The organism is Streptomyces sp. NPDC031365, from assembly GCF_055569765.1.
On record NZ_JBVIIM010000004.1, the window covers coordinates 33280 to 59040 of the forward strand.

Sequence of the window (25761 nt, forward strand, 5' to 3'; positions counted from 1 at the left end):
GCCCTTAACAGGCCCGGACCTCCACCCATCACATCACGGAGGAGCCGATGCTTACCTTCACCGACATCTTCTGCGGCGCCGGCGGATCGTCCACCGGCCTCGTCGCCGCCGGGCTCGAACTGAAGCTCGCCGCGAACCACTGGCAGCGCGCCATCGAGACCCACGCCGCGAACCACACCGACGCCGACCACCTCTGCGCCGACGTCAACAACTACGACATGCGGCGCCTGCCCAAGACGGACATCCTCTGGGCCTCCCCGATCTGCACCGAGCTGTCCCCGGCCGGCGGACGCCGCCGCCGCACCGCCGCCGGGGCCGGGCAGCTGGGCATCGAGGAGTTCGGGCCCGTCGCCACCGCCGCGTTCGAGCGCACCAGGGCAACCTTCTGGGACGTCATCCGCGCCACCGAGGTCCACCGGTACCGGGCCGTCCTCGTCGAGAACGTCATGGAGGCCGCGGACTGGGAGCTGTTCGACGTCTGGCTCTCGGGGATGCGCACCCTCGGCTACAACATCCAGTTCGTGTCCCTGTCCTCGGCGCACGCCGGAGACGAGGACGGGAACGATCCAGCGCCGCAGTGGCGGGACCGGATCTACATCGTCTGCACCCGCGAGGGCATCCCGCTCCCGGACGTCCAGCCCCGCCCGCGGGCCTGGTGCCCAGTGTGCGAGGAGACCGTCACCGCCTTCCAGTCCTGGAAGAGGGAGGGCCGCAAGCTCGGCAAGTACGGCCAGCAGTACGTCTACCGGTGCCCCAACGGGCCGCGCTGCCGTCACACCATCGTCGAGCCCTATGTCCGACCGGCCGCCTCGATCATCGACTGGTCCAACCTCGGCGTGCGCATCGGCGACCGCGCCGCGAACGGCCTGCGCCCGCTTGCGAAGAACACCGTCACCCGGATCCGCAAGGGCCTTGAACTGCTCGGCGACCGCCGCATGGTCCTGACCGTCAACCACGGCGGACACGACGGCCGGGCCTTCCTCGCCGACTCGGCTCCGCTTCCTGCCCGCACCGCGAAGATCGGTGACGCGGTCCTGGTCCCCTCCGGCGGCACGTGGAACACCACCTGCACCACCACGGCCGAGCCGATGCGTACCCGCATGGCGAACCCGAAGGGCTTCGAGGCCCTGGTGACACCGCCGCAGGCCGACGACTCGTTCATCGTCACCCTGCGCCGCAACAGCAGCGCCCGCCCCGTCACCGAACCGGTCGACACCGTCACTGGGCAGGGACGACACCACTGGCTGGTCATCCCGTACCGCAACGCGGCCACGAAGACGACCGGCGAGCCGCTGCACACCCTGTCGACGATCGACTCGGCGGCCATCGCCTCGCCGGCGCCCGCGCTGGAGGACTGCCACTACCGGATGGTCCAGCCTCGCGAGCAGCTGCTGGCGCAGCGCTTCCCGGAGGACTACATCGTGCTCGGCAACAAGGGCGAGCAGACGATGCAGGCCGGGAACGCCGTGTCCTGCAACGTCGCTCAGTGGCTTGGCCGCCGTGTGGCGGAGGTGCTCTGACATGAGCAAGCGCCCACCCCTTGGGGTCACCGCCGTCTGGAAGGCCGTCATGGGGCCCGCCGGCCATCAGTGCCAGTGCGAAGGCGGCCTGTGCGGCTCGCAGCACTCCGATACCGGCCTTCGCTGCATCAACACCACCGCGCACGGTCGGCTGATCATCGCCCCCGCTGATCTGACCTTGTCGACCGTCGCCGCGGCGGCCGTGCCCGTCGAGGGGCTGCGCGCCTGGTGCCCGAACTGCCACGCCAAGGCTCGGAGCCGACAGCTGGCCAACCTTCGAGAGCTGGAGCGGCAGACCACCGAGGAACCGCTGTCCCTGTTCTGACTCACCCTGGCCGCCCCGCGCGACGGGGCGGCCTCTACCCGAGGAGCACCTGATGACCGGATCAACCCGAGCGCTCTGCTGGGCCTACGCGCTCGCCGCCCTGTTCCTCGCCCACTGCGCCGCCACCAGCGCCCGAGCAGACGGCTGGTGGTACGGCAGCGGCCTCTTCATCACATCGCTGCTGCTGGGCGTCGCTCTCGCCCGCGAGTACGTCGCCGCCGACGAGCGCCGCGCGACCGCCGTGCGCGCCGAGCGGGCCGCCCGACTGGGCCTGTGGCAGAGCCAAGCCAGGGCCGACCTGTACTCCGGCTGCTGCGAACGCTGGTGGACGTCCGCCGGCGCAGAGCACGACGCCACCCACTGCACGAGGAAGGACCAGGCCGCATGACGCCGAAGCGGCACACCGCGAGCACGATCACCGACGACGCCTTGGACGCGCTGTACGAGAACGCGTCCAAGGGCTGGCGCCGCGGCGACCGATGGAAGGAGCGGGCCCTGGCCGCCGAGGCCGCGGTGGAGCGCGCCGAGCGGCTCGCCCGCAGGTGGGCCATCCTCCGCACTCACGGCGGCGCCGCTGTAGAACTCCGCGCCGCCCTCGCACAGCCCGAGGAGAACAGCACCAAGTGACCTGCGAACTCTGCGACCGCGCGTCCAGCGGCTACCTGTGCAACCGGCACCGGGAAGAACTGGGCGCTCGGCTCCGCGCTCTCCCCGACCTGTACGCCGAGGTCGGCGAATACCTCATCCCCCGCGCCACCGGCTGGGGCGAAATCGTCGCCACCAAGACGGCGGCCGGCCCCCGCTCCCCCGTCAACGAGGACGTCATCGACACCGTCAACTGGAACCGGGCCGCCGAGGTCCTGCGTTCCTGGCGCGAGGACGTCCGGCGCGTCCGCTGGCCCCACCGAGGTGCGCCCCCGCCCGGCGGCCTCGCCGAGGACTGCCGGTGGCTCGCCCAAGAGCTGGACTGGATCGTCGCGCAGTACCCGGCCGCCGGGGACCTCGCCCGGGAAGTCGCCGAGCTGAACAGCGCCGTGCGGTCGGTCGTCGGCGACCCGGAGCCGCGGCCGCAGCGGCTCGGGGCGTGCGTCGCGCTGGTGGGGGAGGGGGTGGTGTGCGGTGCGGTGATCTCTCGCATGCCGGGTGAGACGCAGCTGCGGTGCCGGTGGTGCGGGACCGTGTACGGGCCTGCGGACTACCTGATGCTGAGGTACTTCCAGCCTGCTGATGCGTCGTGATGCGAACCCCATACGTTCAACCTCCTGGACAAATTGTTCAGGAGGTTGAATACTGAGGATGCAAAGAAGGACCGAGCAGCAGCTCGGGGGTTGCAGCCCCCGGCGCGCGCACCGCCCGGCCCTTCGACCGAACACCTGATCTGACCAGGAGTCGGCATGACCGATCATTTCGCGTCCCCGAAGGACGCCGCAACCTCCCCCGAGGAGCGAGTCGCCGCGCTGCACGCCCAGTGCCGCGCCGACTACGCCCACGCCTCCGCCAACCGCGCGGCCTCCGCCGGCGCCGCCCGCGACCAGCTCGCCCTGGGCCGCGCGCACGCCGCCGAAGGCGGTGGCCGCCGATGAGCACCTACGACCTGCCCGAGCCCGTCCGCGACATGCTCGCCGCGATCAGCGAGACGCTGTCCCTGCCCGACCCTGGCGGCGACCGCATGGACCTGGCCCGCTACGAGACCTGCGTCTCCGAGCGCATCCGCCTCGTCCAGCTCCTCATCCGCGACGTCCTCGACAGCAAGACCGTGGACGGCCTGGAGTGGGAGACCGCCTACCTGCGTCAGCAGAACGAGGCCCGCCCGCCGCGCTACCGCACCGCCGATGAGTACCTCGCTGACCTTCGCCGCATCGCCGGGTCGGGTGAGGGCCAGTGAACACCCGCACGCTCACCAAGGGCCAGCGCAGCGTCCTCGGTATCGCCACCGCCCTGATGCTCGTCGTCGGCGCGGCCGGCGCCTGGGGCACCTACAGCAACGCCGTCTCCGAGTTCCACCGGCAGGCCACCGCCGCGGGCGTTGTCGCCGCCGGTGAGGGCCTGACCCTCATCCTCGCGATGGTGATGCTCGGACGCACGATGCTCGGGCAGTCCTCCCCGGCCGTCGTCCGGCTCGGCATGTGGCTCGCCCCCGTCTCCGCCAGCTGCATCGGCATCACCATCGCCGGGACCGCCCGGGAGGCCGCCGTGTACGCGGTCACCCCGCTCGCCATGTCCGGCGCCGCCGAAGGCCTGGGCTTCATCGCCCGCAGCATCGTCGTCTACACCACCGGCGTGGACGCCGAGACGCAGCGCCGCAACGCCGACGTCGCCCGGCAGCTCGCCTACCACCGCGCCGTCGCCGACGGCCACCCCGACGGGCGCAAGCAGAAGCACGCCGTCCGCGCCTACTGGAAGCTCGCCCGGAACGTCGGCGTCGGCGACACCGAGCTCGGCGCCGGCCTGGTCGACGTCCAGCGCCACCGCGTCCGCGACGGAGCTGATGCGGCCCTCGCATCCATGTACGGCGCCACGACGCCTGCGGCCCTCGAGGAACCGGCCGCCCGGCCCCGAACGGTGTCCGCCACCGAGGTACTCCGCGACCGGTTCGCCGCGATGGACCCGGCCGACGCCATCCGCCTCGCCGCCGATGCGCGACCTGATGCGGCCCCCGCCGAGCTCGCCACGGTACTCGCCTCCTACGACGTGCACGTCGACCCCGTCGCGGTCGCCATGGTCCTCGGTGAACAGCCCGCCGAGTACGAGGTGCAGCGCGATGATGCGGCCGCGCATCAGCAGGTCAGCACCCCTGCCGCCGTCCTGGAGCCGGTCACGCTGGAGGCCGCGGTCATCGAAGCCGCATCCACCCTCGGACCGGACGCCAAGGCCAAGCAGATCGTTGACGAGGTGGCCCGGCACCGGCGCCTCGTCGTCACCGAGCCCTACGTCCGCACCGCCCTGTCCCGGGCCGCCAAACGCGCCCAGGAGCAGGCTGACGCACCGCTGATGCGCGACCCCGGGAACGGAGGCTACGCATGAGCGACCTCGAGAAGGCTGCCCGCGATGCCGTCGAGGCCGCGGACAACACGCAGATGGTGCAGCAGATCGCTGCGATCCTCGCCGCGCAGCAACTGCTCAACGCGCAGCAGCCGCAGCAGCCGGCCTGCCAGCACCAGCACAAGCCCGGCCGCAGCGCCAGCGAGTGGCTCGGCATCGGAGCCGCGGCGTGCGTCGGAGGCGTCGGTATCGCGTTCGCGTCCATCGCGATCGCCATCGGCGCCGTGTCCGTGGCGATCCTCGCCCTGGTCCTGCGCTCCATCTGGCAGGACGCCCAGAAGCGCCGCTGACCGGCTGCCCGATCCGCCCGAACCCGTGTCGGGCGGTGAGGGGAACCGCGCCAGCGTTTCCGCCCACCGCCGAGAGGACCAGATCGTGAGCGACGAGTACGACGACATGACCACCGAGGACCTGTTCACCAGCGACGAGCTGGCCGCGATGGACCTCGGCGACGAGCTCCGCATGGACGAGGCTGACGCCGCCCGCTATGAGGAGCCGAAGCCGGGCGACGGCCTCATCAGCGGCATCAGCCAGTGCGACCACGACGACTACCACGACCCGCACGAGTGGCACGACAAGCCGCACCTGTGGTGCCCCGGCCACGGCTTCGAGACCGACGAGGACTGACGGCTGCCCGCGGGTCCCGCCCCCACCGGCGGGGCCCAAGGGGAGCCGGGACAGCCCCGGCCCACCGATCCGAGAGGACCACCCATGGCGTTCGGCACCAGCCACCACGCGTTCGTGTCCAGCGAGAACCGCGGATACGGCCGCTACACGCACCCCGTCGTCTGCACGTGCGGCAAGCAGCTCGGCACCTACAACAGCCGGACCACCGCCGACCGAGTGGCCCGCAAGCACGAGAAGACGGGGAAGTGACCATGCCCGCCACGAACCACGACCCGCACACCTGGCGGGAGATCGCCCAGACCGTCGCCATCGGCGCCCGCATCCAGCGCCGCAAGGCCCGCGGCAAGTCCACCCGCGCCCTGGAGAAGCGCGCCGACGCGATCACCGCCAAGGCGCAGGCCCGCGAGGACGCCCGCCGCAAGAAGTAGATCTGCCCCGGGGCGGCCGCCATGCCGGCCAGCGAACCGGCCGCCCCGGGCCCCCATCCCTCAGCAGAGAGAAGGAAGCCCCATCATGACCGAGACCACGCTGCAGCGGGTCAACGGGCACGCCGACCCCCAGGTCAGCCTGCTGAAGTTCGCCCCCGAGCCCGCCGTCGACGAGCAGCCGGCCGAGGTGGAGGCCGTCGACCGCGTCGACAACCCGCTCGCCGACTGGCTGACCGTGCCCGACGCGCCGATCCTCCCCGCCTGGGCCCGCTCCGCCGCCTCCCTGCGCGCGAACACGGCCGCCCTGGGCAGGCTGTGCGCCTGGCACACCCGCTACCACCTGCTCCGCACCCCCAAGTACGCGTTCCGCATGGCGTGGCTGGCCACCAAGGGCCTGTGGCGTGCCCTGCGCGGTCTATGGCCCACCCTCACCGCGCACGACCAGTCCGCCGCCGTGAAGGCCCTGCGCGCCCAGGCGAAGGCCAAGCCCGACGATGTCGACCTGGCCGTCCGGTACGCACTCCTCCACCGGGAACGCACCCTCGCCCGCCGCTGGCGGTGGGGAGCCGCCGCAACCGCCGTCGCCGCCGCCACGGTCGGCTGGGCCCTCGCCCCGCTACCCGCGCAGGCCGGCATGCTCGCCGCCGCCACCATCCCGCTCGCCTACCTGGGCCGGGGCGAGGACGTGCAGCTTCTCGACAACCCGACCCCGCCCCTGCGCGTCGACATGTCCGCGCAGCAGCTCAACGACGCACTGCGCGCCGCCGGCCTGCTCAAGGCCGGGAAGGGCGACGACGAAGGACCGCGCATCACCTGCGTCATGGGGCCCGTCCGCGACGGCAACGGCTGGGCCGTCATCTTCGACCTGCCCAAGGGCGGCGGGAAGACCGCCGCGGACGTCCTCGCCAAGCGCACCGCCATCGCCGCCGAACTCGGCGTCGACGAGATCCAGGTCATCGCCTCCCGCGTCCGCGCCGCAGCCGGCGGCAACGCCGGACGCGTCTCCATGTGGGTCGCCGACGACGACCCCTACCTGGGCACACCGAACCCGTCGCCGCTGGTCAAGACGGACACGTTCTCCGTGTGGGAGCCGATCCCGTTCGGGCAGGACGCCCGCGGCAACCGCATCACCGTGCCCGTCATGTGGCAGTCCCTGTTCTTCGGCGGCCTCCCCCGCCGGGGCAAGACGTTCACGCAGCGGCTCATGACCGCCGCCGGCCTCCTTGACCCTTACGTGCGGCACTACGTCGCCGACGGCAAGGGCGGTGCCGACTGGATGCCCATGAAGGCCGTCGCCCACCGGCTGGTCATGGGCGCCGAGGACGACGCCGTCGAGGCGCTGAAGGCGATGCTGAAGGAGCTGCTGGCGGAGATGGAGCGCCGGTTCGTGCTGCTGCGCGGCCTCCCGGTGTCGGTGTGCCCCGAGGGGAAGCTGACCCCGGGCATCGTCGAGCGGTACAACCTGCCCGTCATCTTCGTGACCATCGACGAGCTGCAGGAGTACTTCACCGCCATGGAGAAGGACGACCGCGAGCAGGTCATCAACGACCTGTGCCGCATCGCCCGCCGCGGGCCGGCCGCAGGGTTCATCTGCAACTTCGCCTCCCAGCGCCCCGACGCCGACAGTGTGCCGACGAAGCTGCGGGAGATCATCACCCTTCGGTACTGCACGCAGGTCGTCGACCAGACGTCCTCTGACATGGTGCTGGGCAAGGGGAAGGCCGCCCAGGGCGCCGACGCCTCCGTGCTCTCCGAGGACCACCGGGGTACGGGCGTCCTGGTCACCGGCCCTGCGTCGTTCGTGACCGTGCGCGCGGACTTCCTGCCGGGCCCGGACTTCTCCGAGCTGTGCCAGCGCGGGCGTGCACTGCGGGTGAAGCACGGTCAGTTGACCGGCGACGCGACCGGGGACGTGACCGCGGCCGCCGACCAGGCGGGCGTCACCATCGCGCCCGTGCTGTCCGACTGCCTCGACGTCATGCGGCACACCGACCGGATGCACACTGTCGACCTGCTGGACCGGCTCGTCAACGTCGACGAAGACCGGTACGGCGACTGGGACGCCGAGCAGCTGGCCGCCGAACTCGAGGCCGCGGGCGTCGACCGCACCACCAAGCAGGTCAAGGTCGCCGGAGTGAACCGCGCCGGCTACCGGCGCGCGGACCTCGAGGCCGCCGTGCCCGCCGAACTCCTGCTCTCCGCACGGCGGGTAGACCCCGCCCCCTCTACCGAGCCCGCTACGGACACCCCTCCCAAGGACACCGCCGAAGGCGCCTGATGTAGAGGGGGCCCACTACCCCGGTAGTGACCTTGGTAGCGGGCCCCCACCTGCGAAGTAGTGCCCGTAGAGGGGGGAAGGGATCACCCCCGGCAAGGACACGGAGGCGGCATCATGGAGGCATGGAGCCACAGATCATTCGGCCCGGCCACCTCACCGCACACCAGACCGCGCGCCTTCTCGGTGTGAAGCTGACCGGCCTCCGCAGCATCGTCCACCGGGGCCAGCTCACCCGCTCCGGCGGCACCGAGCGACAGCCCTGGTACGCCGCAAAGGACGTCGCCGCTCTCGCTGCCAAGCGCGCCGCTCGCGCCGCCGCTTGACCGCAGGTCAGGCCGAGTGCAACGATCTCGGTGAACAGCTGTGCCTCGAAGCGGGCAGCTGCGGACGCACGACGACGCCCCGACCGCTAGGTTCCCGGTCGGGGCGTCGTCGTGTCCAGACGTCCGCGCAGGGCCACCCTGGATCGCTCACACGACCCGGGGCTGCTGTGCTGGCAGGCCCTGCGCGGACCCCCCACGTCACAGGACAGGCACAGCGTCCCCACGCCACCCCCACAGCACCGATGATGGCCACGCCAGCACCAGCCATCCCAGGGGGAACCATGCGCACCCGCACCGCCGTCGCAGTCCTCGCCGTCCTCGCCCTCACGCTCACCGCATGCGGCAGCGAGGACAGCAGCGACCAGGACGACGTGAAGGCCACCGCCGCTAGCTCACAGACCGCCGGCGGCTACGACAGCGCGAAGGACATCGCCGACGCGCTCAAGGCGGCCGGCCTGACCGTCACACCGCCGGAGGAAGAGACCGGCGACTCATACATCGCCCAGGTCGGCGGCACGCCGTACAACTTCACCGTCACCGACCAGGGCAAGGCAGCTGGCGACGCCGCCATCAACCTCTTCCCCAACCCGCAGGCACTCGCCGGGTGGATCCCGCTGTCCAAGCAGTTCGGCGGCGTAGCGGTCACCGGCGACACGTGGGCGGTCAGCCTGCCCACCCGCAACGAGGCCGCCCTCGCCGACAGCAAGCGCCTCGCGCCGAAGGTCGCCGAAGCCCTGGACGGCACCGTGCAGCAGTAGCCGCACCGGACACCCGAGGCCCTGCCCACCGGCGGGGCCTCCGTCACGCCCGGGAGGCGCCATGGCCACCGACCGGTCAGAGCTGACGTCCTACGAGTACCGCCAGATCCGCGCCCGCATCCTGCGCGAGTCAGACGTCTGCATCGTCTGCGGCCACGGCCACGCCACCGACGTCGACCACATCATCCCCAGGTCCAAGGGCGGCGCACGGATGGACCCCGACAACCTCGCCCCCATCCACGGCAACCACGGCTGCCCCGTCTGCCTCCGCAAGTGCAACAACGAGAAGGGCGACAAGCCCCTCGCCGCCGTCCGCCAGCTGCACACCAGCGTCGACTGGTTCGCCGGACCGTAGAGAGGCTGACCCGTGGTACGCCTCGGACCACTCACTCCCGTGGAGGAGGGGAGCATGCCTGACCACCCCGAAGCAGTCCAGTTCGCACGCCGGTTCGTCGTCCGCCGCAAGGGCCAGCCCGACATCCACGGCGTGGAGTTCCCCTCTGGGCGCTGCCTGTACGACCTGCCTGACGTCGGCCTCGCGGCCGCCATGGCCATCAACTACGTCACCGACGAGCCACACACCGTCCACTGGGATGAGACCGACAGGTGATGACCGCGCTGCTGCGCCGCATCGCCCGCCGGTGCGAGACCCACGACCGCCCGTCCTACCCGCGCATCCGGAACCTGGAGACCAGCCTCGGTCTGCCGCCCAGCCCCCCGCCCGCCAGCCTGGTCGACGCCCTCATGGATCCCACGATCATCGACTGCGGCCATGCCTGGTGCAGACATCGAGACACCGCGTAAACGCGCAGGTCAGAGCGCCGACATGATCGTCTCGGCTCGGGAGCGTCCGGCGTTTTTTGAAATCGGACATATCGCAACCCCGCGCCCCCCTGCCATTTTTCTCTCCCCGGGCCGATACCAACGGATGATCATGGAAGGGGGCGCCATGGGCTCGGTCGAGGACGCCGTGCGCAGCGACATCGAGCAGCTCGGTGACCTGGTCGGCGTCGAGCCGTCGCTCACCGAGCTCGCCTTCGCGCTGGCCGGCCGGATCGACGCCGCGCGGACCGCCGAGTGCGACACGTGCGGCGAGCCGGTGGCGCAGGACGACCGCCTCCTCCCTCAACTGGCCCGCGAGCTCCGGCAGACGCTCGCCCAGATCCTGGAGGGACGGGCGCCGGACGATGACGACGACCTCGGAGACCTGGGCTCCCCCGACTGAGTTCGGCGAGGACCTGCGGGAGCGGTACGGGCTGGAGTGCCCACCGCGCTGGGGAACGCCGCGTCATCCGGACCGGCCGTCGCTGGGGCCGAAGCTGTGGAAGGTCATGACCAAGCTCGGGGCGCCGCCGATGCCCTGGCAGAAGTACGTCAGCGACGTGGCCCTGGAGATCGACCCGGCCACGGGGCTGTTCGCGCACCGCGAGGTGGGGCTGTCCGTCTCCCGGCAGCAGGGCAAGACGGAGCTGACGCTGGGGGCGCAGGTCCACCGGGCGATGGCGTGGCCGCGGCAGAACATCGTGTACGCGGCGCAGACCCGCGGCATGGCCCGGCAGCGCTGGGAGGACGAGTTCTGGGAGAAGATCTCCACCTCCCCTCTCGCCAAGTACGCCCGGATCCGGAAGAGCAACGGCAACGAGGCGATCCTGTTTCCCGGCAAGCGCAGCCGGATGGGCATCACGGCGAACACGGAGAAGGCGGGCCATGGGCCGCCGCTCGATCTGGGGTTCATCGACGAGGCGTTCGCGCACGAGGACGACCGGCTGGAGCAGGCGTTCTCTCCCGCGATGCTGACGCGGGCGATGGCTCAGCTGTGGTGGGCGTCGGCTGGCGGCACGACCAAGTCGGTGTGGCTGAACAAGAAGCGGGAGAACGGGCGCGCGCTGATCGAGGCCCTGTTCGCCGCGCTCGCTGAGGACGCGCTGGCGACGCGGCCGCGCACCTGCTACTTCGAGTGGTACGCGCCGGAGGACATGGACCGCGCGGACCCGGCGACGTGGCGGGCGACGCTGCCCGCCCTCGGCTACACGGTGACAGAGGAGATCATCGCGGCCGAGCTGGAGAAGATGGACCCGGCCGAGTTCGACCGGGCCTACCTGAACCGGACCAGGAAGCCCACGCCCCCGACGGATCCGAACGTGCCGAAGGAGAAGTGGCCCGGCCTGGTCGACACGGACAGCCGGCCGGTGGCGGACAGCGTGGCCCTGGCCATCGACGTGTCGAAGGACCGGGCGCACGCCTCCATCGCCGCGGCCTCGCTGCGGGCGGACGGCCTGGTGCACCTGGAAGTCGTGGCTCGGCGGCCGGGTACGGACTGGGTGGTGCCTGCTGTGGCGAAGCTGCACAAGCTGTGGCGGCCGGTGGCCGTCGCGGTGGCGTCGTCGGGTGCGCCGGCCGGTTCGCTCATCGACGACCTGGCGTCCGCGGGCATCGAGTCGCCGAAGGACAAGGCGAACCCGCAGCGCGGCGACCTGGCTGTGATGCGGGCGGGCGACATCACGGAGGCGTGCGGGCAGCTGGCCGACGCGATGAATCAGGGCACGGTCCGGCACCTGGACCAGGTGCCGCTCACCGCGGCGGTGAACGGGGCCAGAACGCGCCGCAACGGGGACGCGTGGCAGCTGGACCGCACGGCGTCGCTGGTCGACATCAGCCCGCTGTGCGCGGCCGTCTTCGCCCGCTGGGCTCTGCTCATCCGGGGGCCGCAGGTGATCGAGGACTACGACCCGCTGGATTCGGTGCTGTGAGGAGGAAGCTGTGGTGAGTCCGACTCGCGGCCCTGATGGGGTGTGGTATCCGGGCGGTCCGCCTCCGTCTGTGGGCGGATGGCGGCGTGCAGGGCGCGCCCTCCTGGCGAGCTTCCGGCGGCTGGGCGCGGTGTCGAAGCGGGCCATCACGTCGCTGCCGTGGATCTCCGGCGGCCCCCGTCCGGGCGCGGTGTCGCAGCAGCAGGCGATCCGGCTGATCCCGCTGTTCGCGTGCGTGCGGATCCTCGCCGACTCGATCGCGTCGCTGCCGGTGCAGACCTATCGGAAGAACGGCGCGTCGCGGGAGCTGCTGACGTTCGTGCCGTCGCTGCTGTTCCAGCCGGCCGCGCGGGACAACCTGTTCGAGTGGCTGCACAAGGCGGTCGTGTCGCTGGCGCTGCGGGGAAACGCCTACGGGCTGATCACGCAGCGGGATGACTTCGGGTTCCCCACGATGATCGAGTGGCTGAACCCGGACGAGGTGTGGGTGGATGAGCTGCGGCCGACGCTGCCGGTCTTCTACTGGCAGGGCCAGGAGGTGCCGCGCGAGCAGATCGTCCACATCCCGTGGGTGGTGTTGCCCGGCTGCGTGGTCGGTCTGTCGCCGGTCCAGGCGTTCGCCCGCACGATCGGCGTGGGCCTGTCGGCCACGGAGTACGGGCTGTCCTGGTTCGACAACGGGGGCACCCCGCCGGCCACGATGAAGAACAGTTCGAAGGCCATCAACCCGGATGAGGCTGAGGAGATCAGCGACCGGCTGGCCGCGCGGGTGCGGGCCCGCAAGCCTCTGGTGTACGGATCGGACTGGGACTTCACCGCGCTGAAGGTGAACCCGGAGGAGTCGCAGTTCATCGAGACGATGCGGCTGAATGCCTCGCAGATCGCGGCGATCTACGGGGTTCCGCCGGAGATGGTCGGCGGTGACTCGGGCGGGTCGATGACGTATGCGAACGTCGAGCAGAACGCGATCAACTTCGTCGGGTTCACGCTGCGGCCGTGGCTGTCCCGGCTGGAGGCGAAGCTGTCGGCGCTCATGCCGGGCCGCGAGTTCGTGCGGTTCAACGCGGACGCGATGATCCGCGTCGACCTGATGACCCGCTATCAGGCGCACTCGATGGCGCTGAACGACGGCTGGCGCAACCGCGACGAGGTCCGCGCCCTCGAGGACCTGGCCCCGCTGCCGGACGGCCAGGGGCAGACCTACCTGCCCGTGTCGCTGCTCAGCAGACCCACCAACGATCCGGCTCCCGGGCCGGGCGATCCCAACCCCAATCAGTGAGGAGGCCGACCGTGGCCGACCTGGAGAGGCGCTACACGCCGGTGCCCGTCGAGCTGCGGGCGCCCAAGGAGCAGCAGCGCAAGACCATCAGCGGCTATGCGGCCGTGTTCAACCGCGAGTCGTCCAACCTCGGCGGCTTCGTCGAGGTGGTGGACCCGCGCGCGTTCAACAAGTCCAGGGGGGACGGCTGGCCGGACGTCATGGCCCGCTACAACCACGACGACAACATGCTGCTCGGCACGGTGGCGGGCGGCACGCTGCGCCTGTCGATCGACGACCAGGGCCTGATGTACGACGTCGACCCGCCGCAGGCTCGCGCGGACATTCTGGAACTCGTGGCCCGCGGTGACGTCCGCAAGTCCAGCTTCGCGTTCCGCACGATCGAGGACGACTGGGGGATGACCGACCAGGGGTTCCCGAAGCGGACGCTGCTGCGCGCGCAGCTGGTCGACGTCGCCCCGGTCAACATCCCCGCCTACCCCGACTCGTCGGCCGGCCTGCGGTCGCTGGCCGCGCATGTCGGGGCCGATCTGGAAGAGGTGCGGTCCCTGGCCCGGCAGGACGAGCTGCGGAAGCTGTTCCGCCGCACGGACGGGCCCGGTCCGGCGAAGCCGCAGACGTTGGGTGCGGCCGCGCGCATGGCGCTGCTGGCGCGGCGTGAGTCCCCGCACCTCTGATTCCCCTTGGGGCAGGCCGACAGCCACCCCACCGAGTAACCCAACGGCCCGCCTGGTGCGGGCCTTTCGCATGTCGAGGCAGGCCGACAGCCACCTCGGACCCCACCCCTGGATTCACAGTGAGGAGATCGGACCATGTCCGAGGTAGTGAAGTCCCTGCAGGAGCGTCGGCTGCGTGTCTGGGAGCAGGCCAAGGCGCTCGCTGACACGGCGGCCGACGAGAACCGCACCTTCTCCGGCGAGGAGGAGTCCACCTGGACGTCGCTGAACGCGGAGCTGGACGCGCTGGACAAGCGCATCAAGGCCGTCATCGACGGAGAGCAGCGCGCGAAGGACGCCGAGGACGCCATGTCCAAGCTGCGTGGCGAGCCCCGCGGCAAGGGCGGCCCGGACGCCCCGGCGAACAGCGAGGAGCTGCGGAAGTTCCTGCGCGGCGAGGGCGGCCGCACGTTCGACGTCGTCCCGGCCGGGCCGGTGTCCTTCCGTGACCTGTCCAAGCTCTCGTCCGGTGCCGGCGGCGCGACCGTGCCGACGGACTTCTACGGGCAGCTGGTGGCGCACCTGATCGAGACCAGCGCCGTCATGCAGGCCGGCGCCACGGTCCTGAACACCTCCAGCGGCGAGACGCTGCAGGTGCCGAAGACGACCGCGCACAGCTCGGCTGCGATCGTCACCGAGGCGGGCCCGATCGGCGAGTCCGACCCGACGTTCGGCCAGGTGTCCCTCGGGGCGTACAAGTACGGCACGGTCATCCAGGTGTCGCGCGAGCTCCTCACGGACGCTGGCGTCGACCTGGAGGGCTACCTGTCCATGCAGGCCGGCCGCGCGCTCGGCAACGCCTTCGGCGCGCACGCCATCACCGGCGACGGATCGGGCAAGCCGCGCGGCATCGTCACCGACGCGTCGGCCGGCGTGACTGGTCCGGCTGCGGTGGCTGGCGGCTTCGGTTCCCAGTCGACGGTCGGCCAGGGCGCGGACCTGCTGATCGACCTGTTCCACTCGGTGATCTCCCCGTACCGTATGTCCAGCTCCTGCCGCTGGATCATGAACGACGGCACGGCTGGCGTGATCCGGAAGATCAAGACCACGGAGGGTCAGTACATCTGGCAGCCGTCGGTCGTCGCCGGTACCCCGGACACCATCCTGGGCAAGCCGGTGCTCACGGACCCGAACGTCGCGGACATCGGCGTGGCTGCCGAGTCCGTGATCTTCGGTGACATCTCGCAGTACTTCATCCGCATGGCCGGTGGGATCCGCTTCGAGCGGTCCGACGAGTTCGCGTTCAACGCCGACCTCGTCACCTTCCGCGCGCTGATGCGCGCGGACGCTGCGCTCGTCGACCTGACCGGCGCGGTGAAGACGTTCACCGGCGGCGCGGCCGCCTGATCCGGAACCGGGGGCGGGCGCACACCGGTGCCCGCCTCTGCCCCGACGGGAGTTGATCGTGAAGATTCGCATGCTGGTCGACATGTCCGGGACCCGTAACGGCCGGCGGTGGCCCGCCCGCGGTGAGGCCGTAGACCTTCCGGACGCCGAGGCCGCGCACCTGATCGCCTCCGGCATCGCCAAGGAGGACGACGCCACGCCACCGGTGGAGACGGCGACCCTGCCGCCTGCCGAGGTGACCGCCCCGCCTGCGGCCGCGCCCCCGGCACGGCGACGTGGCCGCACCGGCAAGGGCGAAAACGCCAAGGAGTAGCTGTGGCCAACGAGTACGCCGAGCTGGCCGTCCTCAAGTCGATGCTGGCCATCGAGGCGGACGACACGAGCCGGGATGCCCTGCTGTCCAAGGCGCTCACTGCCGCGTCCCGCAGCATCGACCGCGCCTGTGGCCGCCGCTTCTACCTTGATGCGGCGGCCAGCGCCCGGACCTACAACCCGGCGGGCAAGGTGGTGTTCGACGTCTTCGGGGCCCGGCTCCTCATCGACGACGCTGGCGCCGCGCCCACGCTGGTGGAAACCGGGTCGGGCAGCTCCTTCGCCCCGTTTACCGACTACGAGACCGGCCCGGACAACGCCATCGTGCGCGGCCGGGCCGTCACCTCCCTGCTCAGCCCGTCATCGAGCTGGGGGCACGGCACGGCACGGGTCAGGGTCACCGCCCGGTGGGGCTGGCCCGAAGTGCCCGAGGAGATCGAGCAGGCCACGCTCATCCAGGCATCCCGCCTGTACAAGCGCAAGGACTCCCCCGAGGGCGTCACCGGCTCCGCTGAGTGGGGTGTCGTGCGTCTGTCTCGCCGGGACCCGGACGTGTGGGCGCTGATCGAACACTTCGTCCTTCCTGGCTTCGGATAGGGGGCGCCGTGCAGATCTCAGATGTCCGCGACGCGATCGCGACCGCCGCCCGTGCGGTGGTCCTGCCCGCCGGTATCGGGAAGCTGGTATGCACCGGCTACGTCCCAGACGCCGTCGTTGCCCCGTGCTTCTTCGTCGGTGAGGTCGAGGTCAACTTCGACAAGGCGATGGGCCGTCGCCTGGATGAGCTGGTCTTCACCTGCCGTGTGCTGGCCGGCCGCGCCGACGACCGGTCCTCGCAGCGCATCGTCGACGCGCTCCTGTCCGGCGCCGGTCCGGCCTCTCTGAAGAAGGCGATCGAGGCGGCCCGCGGTGCCCCCGGCGAGAAGGCCCTGGGCGGCTTGGCCGATGACCTGCATCTGCAACGCGTTCAGGGCTACAGGTGGTTCGAGCACGCCGGGTCCACCTACATCGGCGCCGAACTGGTCATCAAGGTCATCGGAGACGGGAGCACCTGATGAAGATCCGCATCCTGGCCGCCGGGGCGCCGGGCGCGGTCCTGCACGGCCGGCCGTGGCCCAATGTGGGGGACGTCGTCGACGACTACCCGACCACGGTGGCCGCCCACTTGGTCGCCTCCGAGGTGGCCGAAGAGGTCACCGACCCGCCGCCGCTTGTCCGGCGCAAGAGCAGGAAGGAGAGCGACCGTGGCTAAGTCCGTCCTGCTGAACGTGAGGTGCTTCGCCGTCGGCCTGGACCTCACCAGCCGCTCCAACAAGGTGGAGCTGTCCACCGAGGTGGAGGCCAAGCCGTCCACGAACTACGGCTCCGAAGGCTGGGGAGAAGTCGTCGGTGGGCTCGCGTCGTCACAGATCGCGGGCGAGGGGCAGTGGGAGGCCGGCGACGACACGAAGGTCGACGATGCGTCGTGGGCTCAGTTCGGCGGGGTCGGCCCGTGGACCGTGTGCCCCACCGGCACCGCGTTCATCGGGGATCTGGCCTACCTGACGAAGGCCCTGCGCGCCGACTACAAGCTGGGGGAGACGGTCGGCGAGGTCGCACCGTGGACGTCGACGGCGAAGGGCAGCTGGCCGCTGGTGCGCGGCGTGGTCATGCACCAGCCGGGCACGGCCCGGACCGCGACCGGCACCGGCACCGCGCTGGAGATGGGCGCGCTCCTGGCGGGGCAACGCATGTACGCGTCCCTGCACGTGCTGTCCGCCGCCGGCACCACCCCGTCCATCACGGTCACCGTGGAATCGTCCGCCACGGAAGACTTCGCCAGCCCCACCACGCGGCTGACGTTCGACGCGGCGACCGAGCCTGGTGGGCAGGCGCTGCGCACCGACGGCACCGCCATTACGGACACCTGGTGGCGCCTCGCCTGGACGGTCTCCGGGACCACGCCCTCGTTCCTCCTGGCCGCTGCCCTCGGCATCGGCTGACTCACCCCTCATCCCCTGGCCCGAACCCCGCGAGGGCCGGGCGTCTCGTCATGTCTGAAAGGGAGGCCGGCCGTGCCCACGATGGTTCTGCTCGCCGAGTTCCTGTCCATCAACTCCAACGACCTCTCCGAGTACACCAAGAAGGCGGAGGTGGCCGTGGAGGTGGAGGAGAAGGACGTCACCAACTACAAGAGCCTGGGCTGGAAGGAGGTCATCGGCGGCCTGAAGTCCGGCACGCTGGCGTGCGAGTTCCTCCAGGACTACGCGGCCACCAAGCTGGACGCGATCATGTGGCCGCTGCTGGGCACCGTGGTGCCGTTCGAGGTGCGGGCGGACCAGGCCGCGGTCGGCACGTCCAACCCGTCCTACAGCGGGAACGTGCTGATCTCCGGCTGGTCCCCGGTCACCGGTTCGGTCGGTGATGAGGCCACCGTGTCGCAGGACTTCACCACCTCCGGGGCCGTTGCCCGGGCCACCTCGTAAGGCCGGTCCGGTGGCGGACACGTCCGGGCTGGGGCTGGAGCTCGACGCGGGCAACCTGCGGGCGATCTCCCGCGCACTGCGCGCCGAGGAGGACGGCAAGGCGCTCCGCAAGGAGCTCACGAAGAACATGCGCGACGCTCTCCGGCCGGGGGCCGCGCAGGCGAAGAGCGCCATCATGTCGATGGCGTCGACGACCCCGCACGCCGGCCCGGCCCTGAAGACCGCGATCGCGCGGAAGATCCGGCCAGAGGTCCGCATCACGGGCCGGTTCCCCGGGGCCAAGATCAAGGCGTTCAAGACGAAGAACGTGCGTGGCTTCCCCAACGCACCGAAGCGCACGAACCGCGCGTCCGGCTGGCGGCACCCGGTGTACGGCAACCGCGAGGTGTGGGTGCAGCAGACCGGCAAGGTCAAGTGGTTCGACCGCGCCTTCGAGGGCCAGGACGCCCACTACAAGCGGCAGGTCCAGTTCGCCCTGGCGGACATGGTCAACCGCATCGCATCCCGATCCAACTGAAGGGGGTCCCCTCGTGAAGGTCACCTACACGCCCGAAGACGGCGACGAGCAGGTCTTCGACTACAACCCGAACAAGCTGATGTCGGTGGAGCGGGAGGCCCTGGAGAAGCGCACTGGGATGTCGTTCAGCCAGTTCGCCAAGGGCGTCCTCAGCGGGCACGCGCTGTGCCGCCGGGCGCTGCTGCACGTCCTGCTGAAGCGGCAGCACCCCGGCATCGCGTTCGACGACGTCGACTTCTGCTGGGACGAGCTCACGGTCGAGATGACCAAGGGCGAGATCACGCTCGCTGTGGAGCAGCTGCGGGAGAAGAACGGCAGCGACGAACTGATCGAGGCCATGCTCAGGGGCTACGACGACGCTCCGGAGGACGAGGGAAAAGCCCGGCTGCCGTTCGCCGCCTGAGCCACCTCGGCAACGCCGCGCACCTGCTGCACATCGGTCCCCGTGACTGGGACCTGATGACCGTCGAAGAGGCAGACCACTACCTGGACTGGCTCGACAGCTACCTCGCGCAGATGGAGAAGGCCGCCCAGCAGTCCAAGCGGCGGTGACGCTCACACAGAAGGGGGCCTGTTGTGTCGGACACCAGCCTGGTCTTTTCCCTGTCGGCCCGGGACCGCACCGGCCCGGGCATGCGCTCCGCGCGGGAGACGGTGGAGACCGAGACGGAGGGCATGGCGGACGCCGCCGCGGCGAACGGCTCGAAGATGGGCACCGCCCTGGCGGCGGCCGGCGCGGCGGCCGGTGCGCTGGCCGGTGCCGCCATCATGTCGACCCTCGCCCAGGCGATGGACATGTCCGAGGCGACCACCCGCCTCGAGGCGCAGCTGGCGAACACCACTGCCGACGTCGGCGCGGCGACGGACGCGATGACGAACGTGTTCGTGCAGGGCTGGGGTGAGTCGGCCACCGAGGTCGGTGACGCCATCAAGTCGGTGACGCTGAACATGGACGAGTTCACCGGCGAGCAGGACCGCCTGGAGGACATGACGGAGAAGACCCTGGCCCTGTCCAAGGCCTTCGACCAGGACCTCAACAAGGCCACGGCGGCGGCCGGGCAGATGGTGAAGACCGGCATGGCCGGCTCCTTCGAGGAGGCGATGGACCTCATCGCCGCAGGCCTGAGCAGCGTCGCCAACAAGTCGGATGACCTGCTCGACACGATCAACGAGTACTCGACCCAGTTCCGCCGGCTGGGCCTGGACGGCGCCACCTCCATGGGCCTGATCAGCCAGGGACTCCAGGCCGGCGCCCGGGACGCCGACAGCGTCGCGGACGCCATCGGCATCTTCGGCGAGATGGCCCTCGCGGGCGGCGACAAGGTCAACGAGGCGTTCTCGTCGATCGGCCTGAACGGCGAGGACATCGGCCGGAAGATGCGCGCGGGTGGCGACCAGGCCACCCAGGCGCTTCAGGACACGATGGATGCCCTGCGCGGCACCGACGACGAAACGGTCCGGCTGGCCGCCAGCCAGGTGCTCTTCGGGGACCTCGCCAACACCCAGGCGGACGCCCTGTACGCGCTCGATCCCGCGTCGGCTGCGGCCGCGGGCGGCTTCGACGAGGTGGCCGGCGCCGCCGACAAGGTCGTCGACAAGCTCGAGGACTCCCCCGCGATGAAGATGGAGGCCTTCAAGCGGGGCGTCCAACAGAACGTCATCGACTTCCTGGGCGGCCACGTCATCCCCGCGGTGATGGACTTCAAGGACCAGTTCGGCCGGGCCGTCAACGACGCCTGGACGGAGGCCGGGAAGGGCGGCGTGGACGGCGTGGACCGCGTCCTGGACTTCGTGACCCTGCTCGGTCAGCGCGTCGGCGAGAAGATCGTCACCGAGCTGGCGCCGCGGGCGATCGAGGGGCTGGTCACGTTCGGCACGAAGATCGCCGACTACGCCATGGCCAACCCGATGCAGCTGTTCAAGGTCGTCGCGATCGCCGGTGCGATCATCCTCGCCATCACCCAGCTGCCGCTGCTCCTGGCGGCCGCCCTCGGCTCCGTCGCGGGGCTCATCATCGGCGGGTTCGTCGGGCAGCTCCTGGTGGCGCTGGACGAGAAGCTGCCCGAGTGGTGGCAGTCCTTCACCGGGTGGATCGCGTCCTTCGCGGGCGACGTCTGGTCCGCTTTCGGGGTCCTCGGACAGGCCTCCGCAGACTGGTTCTCCGGCCTATGGTCCCGCTACATCGCCGGTCCGGTCAGCAGTCAGTGGAACAGCTTCATCGAGACCGTCCAAGGGCTGCCCGGCCGAGCCTGGAACGCCCTGTCAGGACTCGGGAGCTCCCTGCACACCCAGGCCTGGAACGGCTTCCAGTCGATGAAGAACGCCGCCGTCAACCGGGCCACCAGCCTGGTGACGTGGATGACCGGCCTGCCGGGACGTCTGGTCAACGCCGCGGTCGGACAGGCGTACCGCCTCTACAACGCGGGGCAGGACTTCGTTTACGGCATCTGGGACGGCATCTCGTCGGCCGGCGGCTGGCTGTGGTCCCAGGTGTCGTCCTTCGCCAGCCGGAACATCGTCGACCCGGTGAAGGACTTCCTGCACATCGGGTCCCCGTCCAAGCTCGCCGCCGACGAGATCGGCCACTGGATCCCGGCCGGTATCGCCATGGGCGTGGACGACAACGCGGGCGTCGTCGCCGACTCGATGCGAGCCGTGGTCGACCCGGCCGCCTACCGGCCCGCCGTCTCGCAGGGTCCCCGGATGCCGTTCGCGTCCGCCCTGGGCGCCTCGCAAGCCGCAGGCCCGCACCTCGTCATCGAGTGGCGGGGCACCGCCCCTCGTGCCTTCCGCGAGTGGTTCCAGGAGACCGTCCGCATCAGCGCGGGCGGCGACGTCATCAAGTTCGCAGAAGGGTGAGGTGACCAATGCCGAGCCTGCCCCCGCCCCTGTGGGCTGAGCTGTCCTACAGCGGCGCCTGGACCGACATCACCGAGGACGTGCGGGCGACCACGTCGCAAGTGAGCGTGACCCGCGGCCTGTCCTCGGAGTCGTCGTCCGCTGCAGAGCCCACCTCGTGCACGTGTGACCTGGACTCCCGGGACGACCGGTACGCCCCCCGCAACCCCATGAGCCCGCTGTACGGGCTGATCGGCCGCAACACCCCGTTCAGGGTGGGGTACGAGGTGGGCTCCCCGTGGGCCGCCCTGCCCGGCAGCGCAGGCAACGCGCTGACCACGGCGACCAGTCCCGCTCTCGCGGTCGGCGACCTGGACCTGCGCCTGGACATCGCCCCGGACTCGTGGGAGGCCGGGCAAGGGCTGGCCGCCCGCTACGTCTCCACCGGCGACAACCGGGCGTGGGCGATGGCCCTCGCCGGGACCGGCCAGCTGACGTTCTACTGGTCGCCCAACGGCACGCTCGCCTCCCGTGTGATCCAGTTCTCCACCGTGCCCGTCAAGGCCTACAACGGGCAGCGGCTCGCGGTCCGGGTCACGCTCGACGTGGACAACGGGGCAGGGGGCTACGAGCTGCGCTTCCACACGGGCCGCACCGTGGACGACAGCGAATGGGCGCTGCTGGGCGATCCCATCCTGGGTACCGCGACGACGGGCGTGTTCACCGCGGTCGCCCCGATGGAGCTTGGGGTGGTCTCCGGTCTCACGATCGACCCCATGAGAGGGAAGCTGTACGCGGCCAAGCTCCTGAACGGCCACAACGGCACGGTCGTGGCGGAAGCAGACACCGCGGACGGGGTGCCCGGCGCCGCATCGGTCACCTCCGGTGGCCGCGTCTGGACCCTCGCCGGGGGCGCCTCGCTGACGAACCGGCATATCCGCATGGCCGGGGAAGTGCCCGCGTGGCCGCCCACCCGGGACCTGTCCGGCAACGACAACATCGTGAGCGTCAACCCCTCCGGGCTGATGCGGCGGATGGACGCGGGGAACCGGCCGCAGGACTCCGCGCTGCTGCGCTACATCAAGGCCCGCGGCCCGGTGGAGTGCTGGCCACTGACCGACGGCCCCCGCACGACCGGCGCCAGATCCCTCGTGGGCGGGCAGGACATGGCCCAGGAGTTGGTGACCGGCACCGACACGGCCGGCGAGTGGCAAAAAGGGATCCTGGCCGACTGGATCGAGCCGGTCATCGCGGTGAAGGCCAACACCACCGGCCAGCTCCGCGGCGGCCTGCCGCGCACAACGGGTACCGACAGCTTCTGGTCGGTGGACCTGTTCCTCAGCGGCGGCGGAACCCCGTCCTCGGGGCAGTGGACCATCTCTGACCGGGGCGCCGGCACCGACGTCGACAATCAGAACCGCATCCGGATCATCTTCACCGGCAGCCTGGATCAGCTCACCGTCATCCGGGAGTCCGAAGGCACGACCTCCTCGAGCTCCGCACTACTGGCGAACATCGCAGCCGTGGGGATCTACGACGAGAACCCGCACCACCTGCGCCTGTCCATCGACCCGTCCGCCCCGAACACCCTCTGGTACGTGTACGTGGACGGGCAGCTCGCCGGCACCGGCACCATCAGCGGCATCACCATGAAGGCCGCCCGCCAGGTACTCCTCGGGTGGGGCTTCGCGACGATAGCGGACACCACCATGTCCGACCGCAGCTTCGGCTACATCACCTACTGGGACGGCACCGGGCCCAGCGCGGCCGCGCTCTACGACGCGTACATGGGTTTCCAGGGCGAGCATGCCGGAGCGCGTATCGGGCGGCTCGCGGCCGAGGCCGGCTACGCGGCCACCGTGGCGGGCGAGACGGCCTTCCAGCAGCGCATGGGTATCCAGGGGCAGAAGAAGCTGCTGGAGCTCCTGAACGAGGCCTCCCGCACGAACTTCGGGTACCTGCTGGACGCGCGGGACCGTATCGAGGTCATCCACCGCGGGAACTCCACCCTGTGGAACCAGCCTCCCGCGCTCACGCTCGACTACAGCGCCGGGCTGATCTCGCCGCCGTTCAGGCCGGTCGACGACGACCGGCTCACCGAGAACGACGTGTCGGTGGGCCGGGAGTACGGCTCGGTTCCGGCACGGGAGGTCCTCGAGGAAGGGGAGATGTCGGTCCTGCCGCCGGAGGACGGAGGTGTGGGCCGCTACGACCAGCCCTACACCTACAGCCTGTACACAGACGCGCAGGCCCGCCAGGTCGCCGGGATGCGGCTACACCTCGGTACGTATGCCGGGGTGCGCTACACCCGCATTACCCTGAACCTCGCCAACGACCGGGTTTTCGCCCACATCGACGACATCCTGCGCCTGGACGTCGGCGACAAAATCAGGCTGACGAACCTCCCCGCGGACCATGGTCCGGACGACGTCGACGTCCTGGTGGCCGGCTACAGCGAGGACGCCGGACCGAACGGCTGGCTGATCACCTTCAACTGCGTACCGGGCGAGCCGTGGACCGCCGGCGTCGTCGGCTCCGACACCTACGGGCGGGCGGACACGGCCGGTAGTGAGCTGGCCGCGGCCGTGGACGCCACCGCCACGACCGTGGACGTCACCACCACTGCGGTGGCGCGCTGGGTCGACAGCACCTCCTACCCCGGCGACTTCCCGTTCGACGTCCGCGTGGGCGGCGAGGTTATGCGGGTAACCGCCTGCACTGGAATCACGACAGCCCAGACTTTCACTGTGGTCCGCTCCGTCAACGGCGTGAGCAAGGCCCACACAGCAGGCCAGGACATCCGCCTGGCGACCCCCGTCTACGTGGCGATGTAGGAGGCGACGATGACCGTATGGCTCGCCGGGATGAGGATGACCGCTGACCGGCTCAACGACAACGAGGTGGAGTCTTCCGTCTCCTCAGGTGCCCTCGCCGCCAGCGGGTTCAGCGTCACCGACTTCTCGGGACGCAAGGTGAACGGGGTCACGACCATCACCATCACCTGCAGCCGGACCGGAGCCGCGATCACCGAGACGGCAGCCGGGTCCGGCAACATCGGAGACACGGCCATGGCCACGCTGCCAGGGGGCTGGAGGCCGCCCGAGCTGGTGGAGGTGATGTGGGACTCGGGGTTCAACGACGGTGGTGCCACCATCAGCACGTCCGGCGTGATCACCCTGCGCACGACCTCAGGGTTTAGCGGCATCGACAACGGCAACAGCCCCAGGGTCAGCGCCGTATGGATCAGCGGTAACGACTGATCGACCTCACCTCACCCCGCACGCCCCGCGCCGTCTGGCCGGGGCTCTTCTCATTCCTGGAGGCCTCATGGCCTGGTATCCCGGCGCGGTCAAGATGGAACTTCAGCCGGAGTCCGATCAGCAGGCGGCGATCCGGCCGACGCAGTTCATCGTCCACTCGATCGTCGCCCCCTGGACGGCCCGCCGCACCTACGAATACTGGCGGGACAGCACCAACTTGGAGTCGCATTTCGGTGTCGACTACGACGGCGTGGTGGGCCAGTACATCGGCACCGAGACCCGCGCGGACGCCAACGCCGGCGCGAACCGTCGGCCGGACGGGACGGGTGCCGTGTCCGCGGAGACCGCGTCCAACACCAGCGGGTCGGACCCGTGGAACGCGAAGCAGATCGACGACCTGATCGCGATCGGTGTGTGGCTGCACCAGGAGCACGGCATCCCGCTCCGCATCTGCCGAACCCACGACGACCGCGGCTACGGCTACCACAGCATGTTCCGCGAGTGGTCCACGTCCGGCACCGCCTGCCCCGGCAAGGCCCGCATCACCCAGTTCAAGACGGTGGTGTTCCCGGGCATCGTCGCCCGCGCCACCGGCAAGACCACCACGGAGGACGACATGGCCCTGACCGACGCGCAGCTGCGCGAGCTCGCTGACCTCGTCGCTGAGCGGGTGTGGAACCGCGACGGCGTCATCACGGTGCCGTGGGGCACTGAGCAGAACCCGCACTGGGCGGGGAAGAGCATCCTCACCTACGTCGGTGAGCTGGGCCGGGAGAACCGGGGCCGCATCAAGCAGCTGCAGGCCGAGGTTGGCGCGCTGTCCGGCATCGTCGCCAAGCTCGCCGAGGGCGGTGGGCTGACGCAGGCCCAGGCCCAGGCCGCCGCCGAGGCCGGAGCCCGCGCCGCACTCGAGCGGCTCGGCGAAACCCTCACCGACCAGACCTGACCCTCACCCCCTGCCCAACCCGAGAGAGAT

At 70.6% G+C, this 25761-nt stretch carries 35 protein-coding genes; all 35 read left to right on the forward strand.

Annotated elements, in window-relative coordinates:
* Positions 1 to 47: 47 nt before the first annotated feature.
* The 35 genes from ACZ5C2_RS07895 (at position 48) to ACZ5C2_RS08065 (ending at position 25731) form a co-directional block, all read left to right on the forward strand.
* Entirely contained in the window at positions 48 to 1520 is a 1473-nt protein-coding gene (locus ACZ5C2_RS07895) for a DNA cytosine methyltransferase (RefSeq protein ID WP_468787758.1), read from the forward strand.
* A gap of 1 nt (position 1521) precedes the next feature.
* Entirely contained in the window at positions 1522 to 1845 is a 324-nt protein-coding gene (locus ACZ5C2_RS07900) for a hypothetical protein (RefSeq protein ID WP_468787760.1), read from the forward strand.
* Positions 1846 to 1897: 52 nt separating this feature from the next.
* A complete protein-coding gene (locus ACZ5C2_RS07905) occupies positions 1898 to 2233 on the forward strand; it encodes a hypothetical protein (RefSeq protein WP_468787762.1) in 336 nt (111 codons plus the stop codon).
* Positions 2230 to 2472, forward strand: coding sequence for a hypothetical protein (locus ACZ5C2_RS07910; RefSeq protein WP_468787764.1), 243 nt, complete (start codon positions 2230 to 2232; stop codon positions 2470 to 2472). The genes ACZ5C2_RS07905 and ACZ5C2_RS07910 overlap by 4 nt, the downstream gene beginning before the upstream one ends.
* On the forward strand, positions 2469 to 3083 hold the full coding sequence (locus ACZ5C2_RS07915; RefSeq protein WP_468787766.1) for a hypothetical protein: 615 nt from the start codon (positions 2469 to 2471) through the stop codon (positions 3081 to 3083). The genes ACZ5C2_RS07910 and ACZ5C2_RS07915 overlap by 4 nt, the downstream gene beginning before the upstream one ends.
* A gap of 156 nt (positions 3084 to 3239) precedes the next feature.
* Positions 3240 to 3428, forward strand: a complete 189-nt coding sequence (locus ACZ5C2_RS07920) for a hypothetical protein (RefSeq protein ID WP_468787767.1) — start codon at positions 3240 to 3242, stop codon at positions 3426 to 3428.
* Positions 3425 to 3730 (forward strand): hypothetical protein, encoded by a 306-nt coding sequence (locus tag ACZ5C2_RS07925; RefSeq protein ID WP_468787769.1) that lies wholly within the window; start codon positions 3425 to 3427, stop codon positions 3728 to 3730. Before ACZ5C2_RS07920 ends, ACZ5C2_RS07925 begins: the two co-directional genes overlap by 4 nt.
* Positions 3727 to 4869: a hypothetical protein gene (locus ACZ5C2_RS07930; RefSeq protein ID WP_468787771.1), complete on the forward strand. Its 1143-nt coding sequence runs from the start codon at positions 3727 to 3729 to the stop codon at positions 4867 to 4869. Before ACZ5C2_RS07925 ends, ACZ5C2_RS07930 begins: the two co-directional genes overlap by 4 nt.
* Entirely contained in the window at positions 4866 to 5177 is a 312-nt protein-coding gene (locus ACZ5C2_RS07935) for a hypothetical protein (RefSeq protein WP_468787773.1), read from the forward strand. The genes ACZ5C2_RS07930 and ACZ5C2_RS07935 overlap by 4 nt, the downstream gene beginning before the upstream one ends.
* An 85-nt stretch (positions 5178 to 5262) precedes the next feature.
* A complete protein-coding gene (locus ACZ5C2_RS07940) occupies positions 5263 to 5514 on the forward strand; it encodes a hypothetical protein (protein WP_468787775.1) in 252 nt (83 codons plus the stop codon).
* 84 nt (positions 5515 to 5598) lie between these two features.
* The gene (locus ACZ5C2_RS07945; RefSeq protein WP_468787777.1) at positions 5599 to 5763 is read left to right on the forward strand and encodes a hypothetical protein; all 165 of its coding nucleotides are present in this window, start codon (positions 5599 to 5601) and stop codon (positions 5761 to 5763) included.
* A 2-nt stretch (positions 5764 to 5765) separates the two neighbouring features.
* Positions 5766 to 5942, forward strand: coding sequence for a hypothetical protein (locus ACZ5C2_RS07950; protein ID WP_468787779.1), 177 nt, complete (start codon positions 5766 to 5768; stop codon positions 5940 to 5942).
* 85 nt (positions 5943 to 6027) lie between these two features.
* The gene (locus tag ACZ5C2_RS07955; RefSeq protein WP_468787781.1) at positions 6028 to 8220 is read left to right on the forward strand and encodes an FtsK/SpoIIIE domain-containing protein; all 2193 of its coding nucleotides are present in this window, start codon (positions 6028 to 6030) and stop codon (positions 8218 to 8220) included.
* 122 nt (positions 8221 to 8342) lie between these two features.
* Positions 8343 to 8543, forward strand: a complete 201-nt coding sequence (locus tag ACZ5C2_RS07960) for a hypothetical protein (protein ID WP_468787783.1) — start codon at positions 8343 to 8345, stop codon at positions 8541 to 8543.
* Positions 8544 to 8824: 281 nt separating this feature from the next.
* Complete coding sequence (locus ACZ5C2_RS07965; RefSeq protein ID WP_468787785.1) at positions 8825 to 9301, forward strand: hypothetical protein; 477 nt, start codon at positions 8825 to 8827, stop codon at positions 9299 to 9301.
* A gap of 61 nt (positions 9302 to 9362) precedes the next feature.
* On the forward strand, positions 9363 to 9656 hold the full coding sequence (locus ACZ5C2_RS07970) for an HNH endonuclease (RefSeq protein ID WP_468787787.1): 294 nt from the start codon (positions 9363 to 9365) through the stop codon (positions 9654 to 9656).
* A 54-nt stretch (positions 9657 to 9710) separates the two neighbouring features.
* Complete coding sequence (locus ACZ5C2_RS07975) at positions 9711 to 9911, forward strand: hypothetical protein (RefSeq protein WP_468787789.1); 201 nt, start codon at positions 9711 to 9713, stop codon at positions 9909 to 9911.
* The gene (locus tag ACZ5C2_RS07980) at positions 9911 to 10105 is read left to right on the forward strand and encodes a hypothetical protein (protein ID WP_468787791.1); all 195 of its coding nucleotides are present in this window, start codon (positions 9911 to 9913) and stop codon (positions 10103 to 10105) included. Before ACZ5C2_RS07975 ends, ACZ5C2_RS07980 begins: the two co-directional genes overlap by 1 nt.
* 145 nt (positions 10106 to 10250) lie before the next feature.
* Positions 10251 to 10526 carry a hypothetical protein gene (locus ACZ5C2_RS07985; protein ID WP_468787794.1) on the forward strand — a complete coding sequence of 92 codons (276 nt, stop codon included), beginning with the start codon at positions 10251 to 10253 and terminating at the stop codon, positions 10524 to 10526.
* Positions 10489 to 12051 (forward strand): terminase large subunit domain-containing protein, encoded by a 1563-nt coding sequence (locus ACZ5C2_RS07990; protein ID WP_468787796.1) that lies wholly within the window; start codon positions 10489 to 10491, stop codon positions 12049 to 12051. Before ACZ5C2_RS07985 ends, ACZ5C2_RS07990 begins: the two co-directional genes overlap by 38 nt.
* Positions 12052 to 12181: 130 nt before the next feature.
* Entirely contained in the window at positions 12182 to 13330 is a 1149-nt protein-coding gene (locus ACZ5C2_RS07995) for a phage portal protein (protein ID WP_468787798.1), read from the forward strand.
* 11 nt (positions 13331 to 13341) lie between these two features.
* Positions 13342 to 14007 (forward strand): HK97 family phage prohead protease, encoded by a 666-nt coding sequence (locus ACZ5C2_RS08000; protein ID WP_468787800.1) that lies wholly within the window; start codon positions 13342 to 13344, stop codon positions 14005 to 14007.
* 135 nt (positions 14008 to 14142) lie between these two features.
* On the forward strand, positions 14143 to 15393 hold the full coding sequence (locus ACZ5C2_RS08005) for a phage major capsid protein (RefSeq protein ID WP_468787802.1): 1251 nt from the start codon (positions 14143 to 14145) through the stop codon (positions 15391 to 15393).
* Positions 15394 to 15451: 58 nt separating this feature from the next.
* Positions 15452 to 15706 (forward strand): hypothetical protein, encoded by a 255-nt coding sequence (locus tag ACZ5C2_RS08010; RefSeq protein ID WP_468787804.1) that lies wholly within the window; start codon positions 15452 to 15454, stop codon positions 15704 to 15706.
* A 2-nt stretch (positions 15707 to 15708) separates the two neighbouring features.
* Complete coding sequence (locus ACZ5C2_RS08015; protein ID WP_468787806.1) at positions 15709 to 16302, forward strand: head-tail connector protein; 594 nt, start codon at positions 15709 to 15711, stop codon at positions 16300 to 16302.
* Positions 16303 to 16310: 8 nt separating this feature from the next.
* Positions 16311 to 16760, forward strand: coding sequence for a hypothetical protein (locus ACZ5C2_RS08020; RefSeq protein WP_468787808.1), 450 nt, complete (start codon positions 16311 to 16313; stop codon positions 16758 to 16760).
* The gene (locus ACZ5C2_RS08025) at positions 16760 to 16957 is read left to right on the forward strand and encodes a hypothetical protein (RefSeq protein ID WP_468787810.1); all 198 of its coding nucleotides are present in this window, start codon (positions 16760 to 16762) and stop codon (positions 16955 to 16957) included. Before ACZ5C2_RS08020 ends, ACZ5C2_RS08025 begins: the two co-directional genes overlap by 1 nt.
* Positions 16950 to 17687 (forward strand): hypothetical protein, encoded by a 738-nt coding sequence (locus ACZ5C2_RS08030; RefSeq protein ID WP_468787812.1) that lies wholly within the window; start codon positions 16950 to 16952, stop codon positions 17685 to 17687. The genes ACZ5C2_RS08025 and ACZ5C2_RS08030 overlap by 8 nt, the downstream gene beginning before the upstream one ends.
* An 81-nt stretch (positions 17688 to 17768) precedes the next feature.
* Positions 17769 to 18170 carry a phage tail protein gene (locus tag ACZ5C2_RS08035; protein ID WP_468788528.1) on the forward strand — a complete coding sequence of 134 codons (402 nt, stop codon included), beginning with the start codon at positions 17769 to 17771 and terminating at the stop codon, positions 18168 to 18170.
* Positions 18171 to 18180: 10 nt separating this feature from the next.
* Positions 18181 to 18687, forward strand: a complete 507-nt coding sequence (locus ACZ5C2_RS08040; protein ID WP_468787814.1) for a hypothetical protein — start codon at positions 18181 to 18183, stop codon at positions 18685 to 18687.
* Between the two features lie 13 nt (positions 18688 to 18700).
* Complete coding sequence (locus ACZ5C2_RS08045) at positions 18701 to 19090, forward strand: hypothetical protein (protein ID WP_468787816.1); 390 nt, start codon at positions 18701 to 18703, stop codon at positions 19088 to 19090.
* 173 nt (positions 19091 to 19263) lie between these two features.
* Complete coding sequence (locus ACZ5C2_RS08050) at positions 19264 to 21546, forward strand: phage tail tape measure protein (protein ID WP_468787818.1); 2283 nt, start codon at positions 19264 to 19266, stop codon at positions 21544 to 21546.
* An 8-nt stretch (positions 21547 to 21554) separates the two neighbouring features.
* Entirely contained in the window at positions 21555 to 24359 is a 2805-nt protein-coding gene (locus ACZ5C2_RS08055) for a hypothetical protein (RefSeq protein ID WP_468787820.1), read from the forward strand.
* A gap of 9 nt (positions 24360 to 24368) precedes the next feature.
* Positions 24369 to 24785 carry a hypothetical protein gene (locus ACZ5C2_RS08060; protein WP_468787822.1) on the forward strand — a complete coding sequence of 139 codons (417 nt, stop codon included), beginning with the start codon at positions 24369 to 24371 and terminating at the stop codon, positions 24783 to 24785.
* Positions 24786 to 24852: 67 nt separating this feature from the next.
* On the forward strand, positions 24853 to 25731 hold the full coding sequence (locus ACZ5C2_RS08065; protein WP_468787824.1) for a peptidoglycan recognition protein family protein: 879 nt from the start codon (positions 24853 to 24855) through the stop codon (positions 25729 to 25731).
* The last annotated feature ends 30 nt before the right edge of the window (positions 25732 to 25761 follow it).

Coding starts and splice junctions, on each gene's coding strand:
- ACZ5C2_RS07935 (WP_468787773.1), top strand. CDS start 4,866: ATGAGCGACCTCGAGAAGGCTGCCCGCGATGCCGTCGAGGCCGCGGAC.
- ACZ5C2_RS07970 (WP_468787787.1), top strand. CDS start 9,363: ATGGCCACCGACCGGTCAGAGCTGACGTCCTACGAGTACCGCCAGATC.
- ACZ5C2_RS07910 (WP_468787764.1), top strand. CDS start 2,230: ATGACGCCGAAGCGGCACACCGCGAGCACGATCACCGACGACGCCTTG.
- ACZ5C2_RS08060 (WP_468787822.1), top strand. CDS start 24,369: ATGACCGTATGGCTCGCCGGGATGAGGATGACCGCTGACCGGCTCAAC.
- ACZ5C2_RS08025 (WP_468787810.1), top strand. CDS start 16,760: ATGAAGATCCGCATCCTGGCCGCCGGGGCGCCGGGCGCGGTCCTGCAC.
- ACZ5C2_RS07945 (WP_468787777.1), top strand. CDS start 5,599: ATGGCGTTCGGCACCAGCCACCACGCGTTCGTGTCCAGCGAGAACCGC.
- ACZ5C2_RS07920 (WP_468787767.1), top strand. CDS start 3,240: ATGACCGATCATTTCGCGTCCCCGAAGGACGCCGCAACCTCCCCCGAG.
- ACZ5C2_RS07955 (WP_468787781.1), top strand. CDS start 6,028: ATGACCGAGACCACGCTGCAGCGGGTCAACGGGCACGCCGACCCCCAG.
- ACZ5C2_RS07900 (WP_468787760.1), top strand. CDS start 1,522: ATGAGCAAGCGCCCACCCCTTGGGGTCACCGCCGTCTGGAAGGCCGTC.
- ACZ5C2_RS08065 (WP_468787824.1), top strand. CDS start 24,853: ATGGCCTGGTATCCCGGCGCGGTCAAGATGGAACTTCAGCCGGAGTCC.
- ACZ5C2_RS07905 (WP_468787762.1), top strand. CDS start 1,898: ATGACCGGATCAACCCGAGCGCTCTGCTGGGCCTACGCGCTCGCCGCC.
- ACZ5C2_RS07950 (WP_468787779.1), top strand. CDS start 5,766: ATGCCCGCCACGAACCACGACCCGCACACCTGGCGGGAGATCGCCCAG.
- ACZ5C2_RS07975 (WP_468787789.1), top strand. CDS start 9,711: ATGCCTGACCACCCCGAAGCAGTCCAGTTCGCACGCCGGTTCGTCGTC.
- ACZ5C2_RS07965 (WP_468787785.1), top strand. CDS start 8,825: ATGCGCACCCGCACCGCCGTCGCAGTCCTCGCCGTCCTCGCCCTCACG.
- ACZ5C2_RS08055 (WP_468787820.1), top strand. CDS start 21,555: ATGCCGAGCCTGCCCCCGCCCCTGTGGGCTGAGCTGTCCTACAGCGGC.
- ACZ5C2_RS07985 (WP_468787794.1), top strand. CDS start 10,251: ATGGGCTCGGTCGAGGACGCCGTGCGCAGCGACATCGAGCAGCTCGGT.
- ACZ5C2_RS07960 (WP_468787783.1), top strand. CDS start 8,343: ATGGAGCCACAGATCATTCGGCCCGGCCACCTCACCGCACACCAGACC.
- ACZ5C2_RS07895 (WP_468787758.1), top strand. CDS start 48: ATGCTTACCTTCACCGACATCTTCTGCGGCGCCGGCGGATCGTCCACC.
- ACZ5C2_RS07980 (WP_468787791.1), top strand. CDS start 9,911: ATGACCGCGCTGCTGCGCCGCATCGCCCGCCGGTGCGAGACCCACGAC.
- ACZ5C2_RS08005 (WP_468787802.1), top strand. CDS start 14,143: ATGTCCGAGGTAGTGAAGTCCCTGCAGGAGCGTCGGCTGCGTGTCTGG.
- ACZ5C2_RS07990 (WP_468787796.1), top strand. CDS start 10,489: ATGACGACGACCTCGGAGACCTGGGCTCCCCCGACTGAGTTCGGCGAG.
- ACZ5C2_RS08035 (WP_468788528.1), top strand. CDS start 17,769: ATGGTTCTGCTCGCCGAGTTCCTGTCCATCAACTCCAACGACCTCTCC.
- ACZ5C2_RS07925 (WP_468787769.1), top strand. CDS start 3,425: ATGAGCACCTACGACCTGCCCGAGCCCGTCCGCGACATGCTCGCCGCG.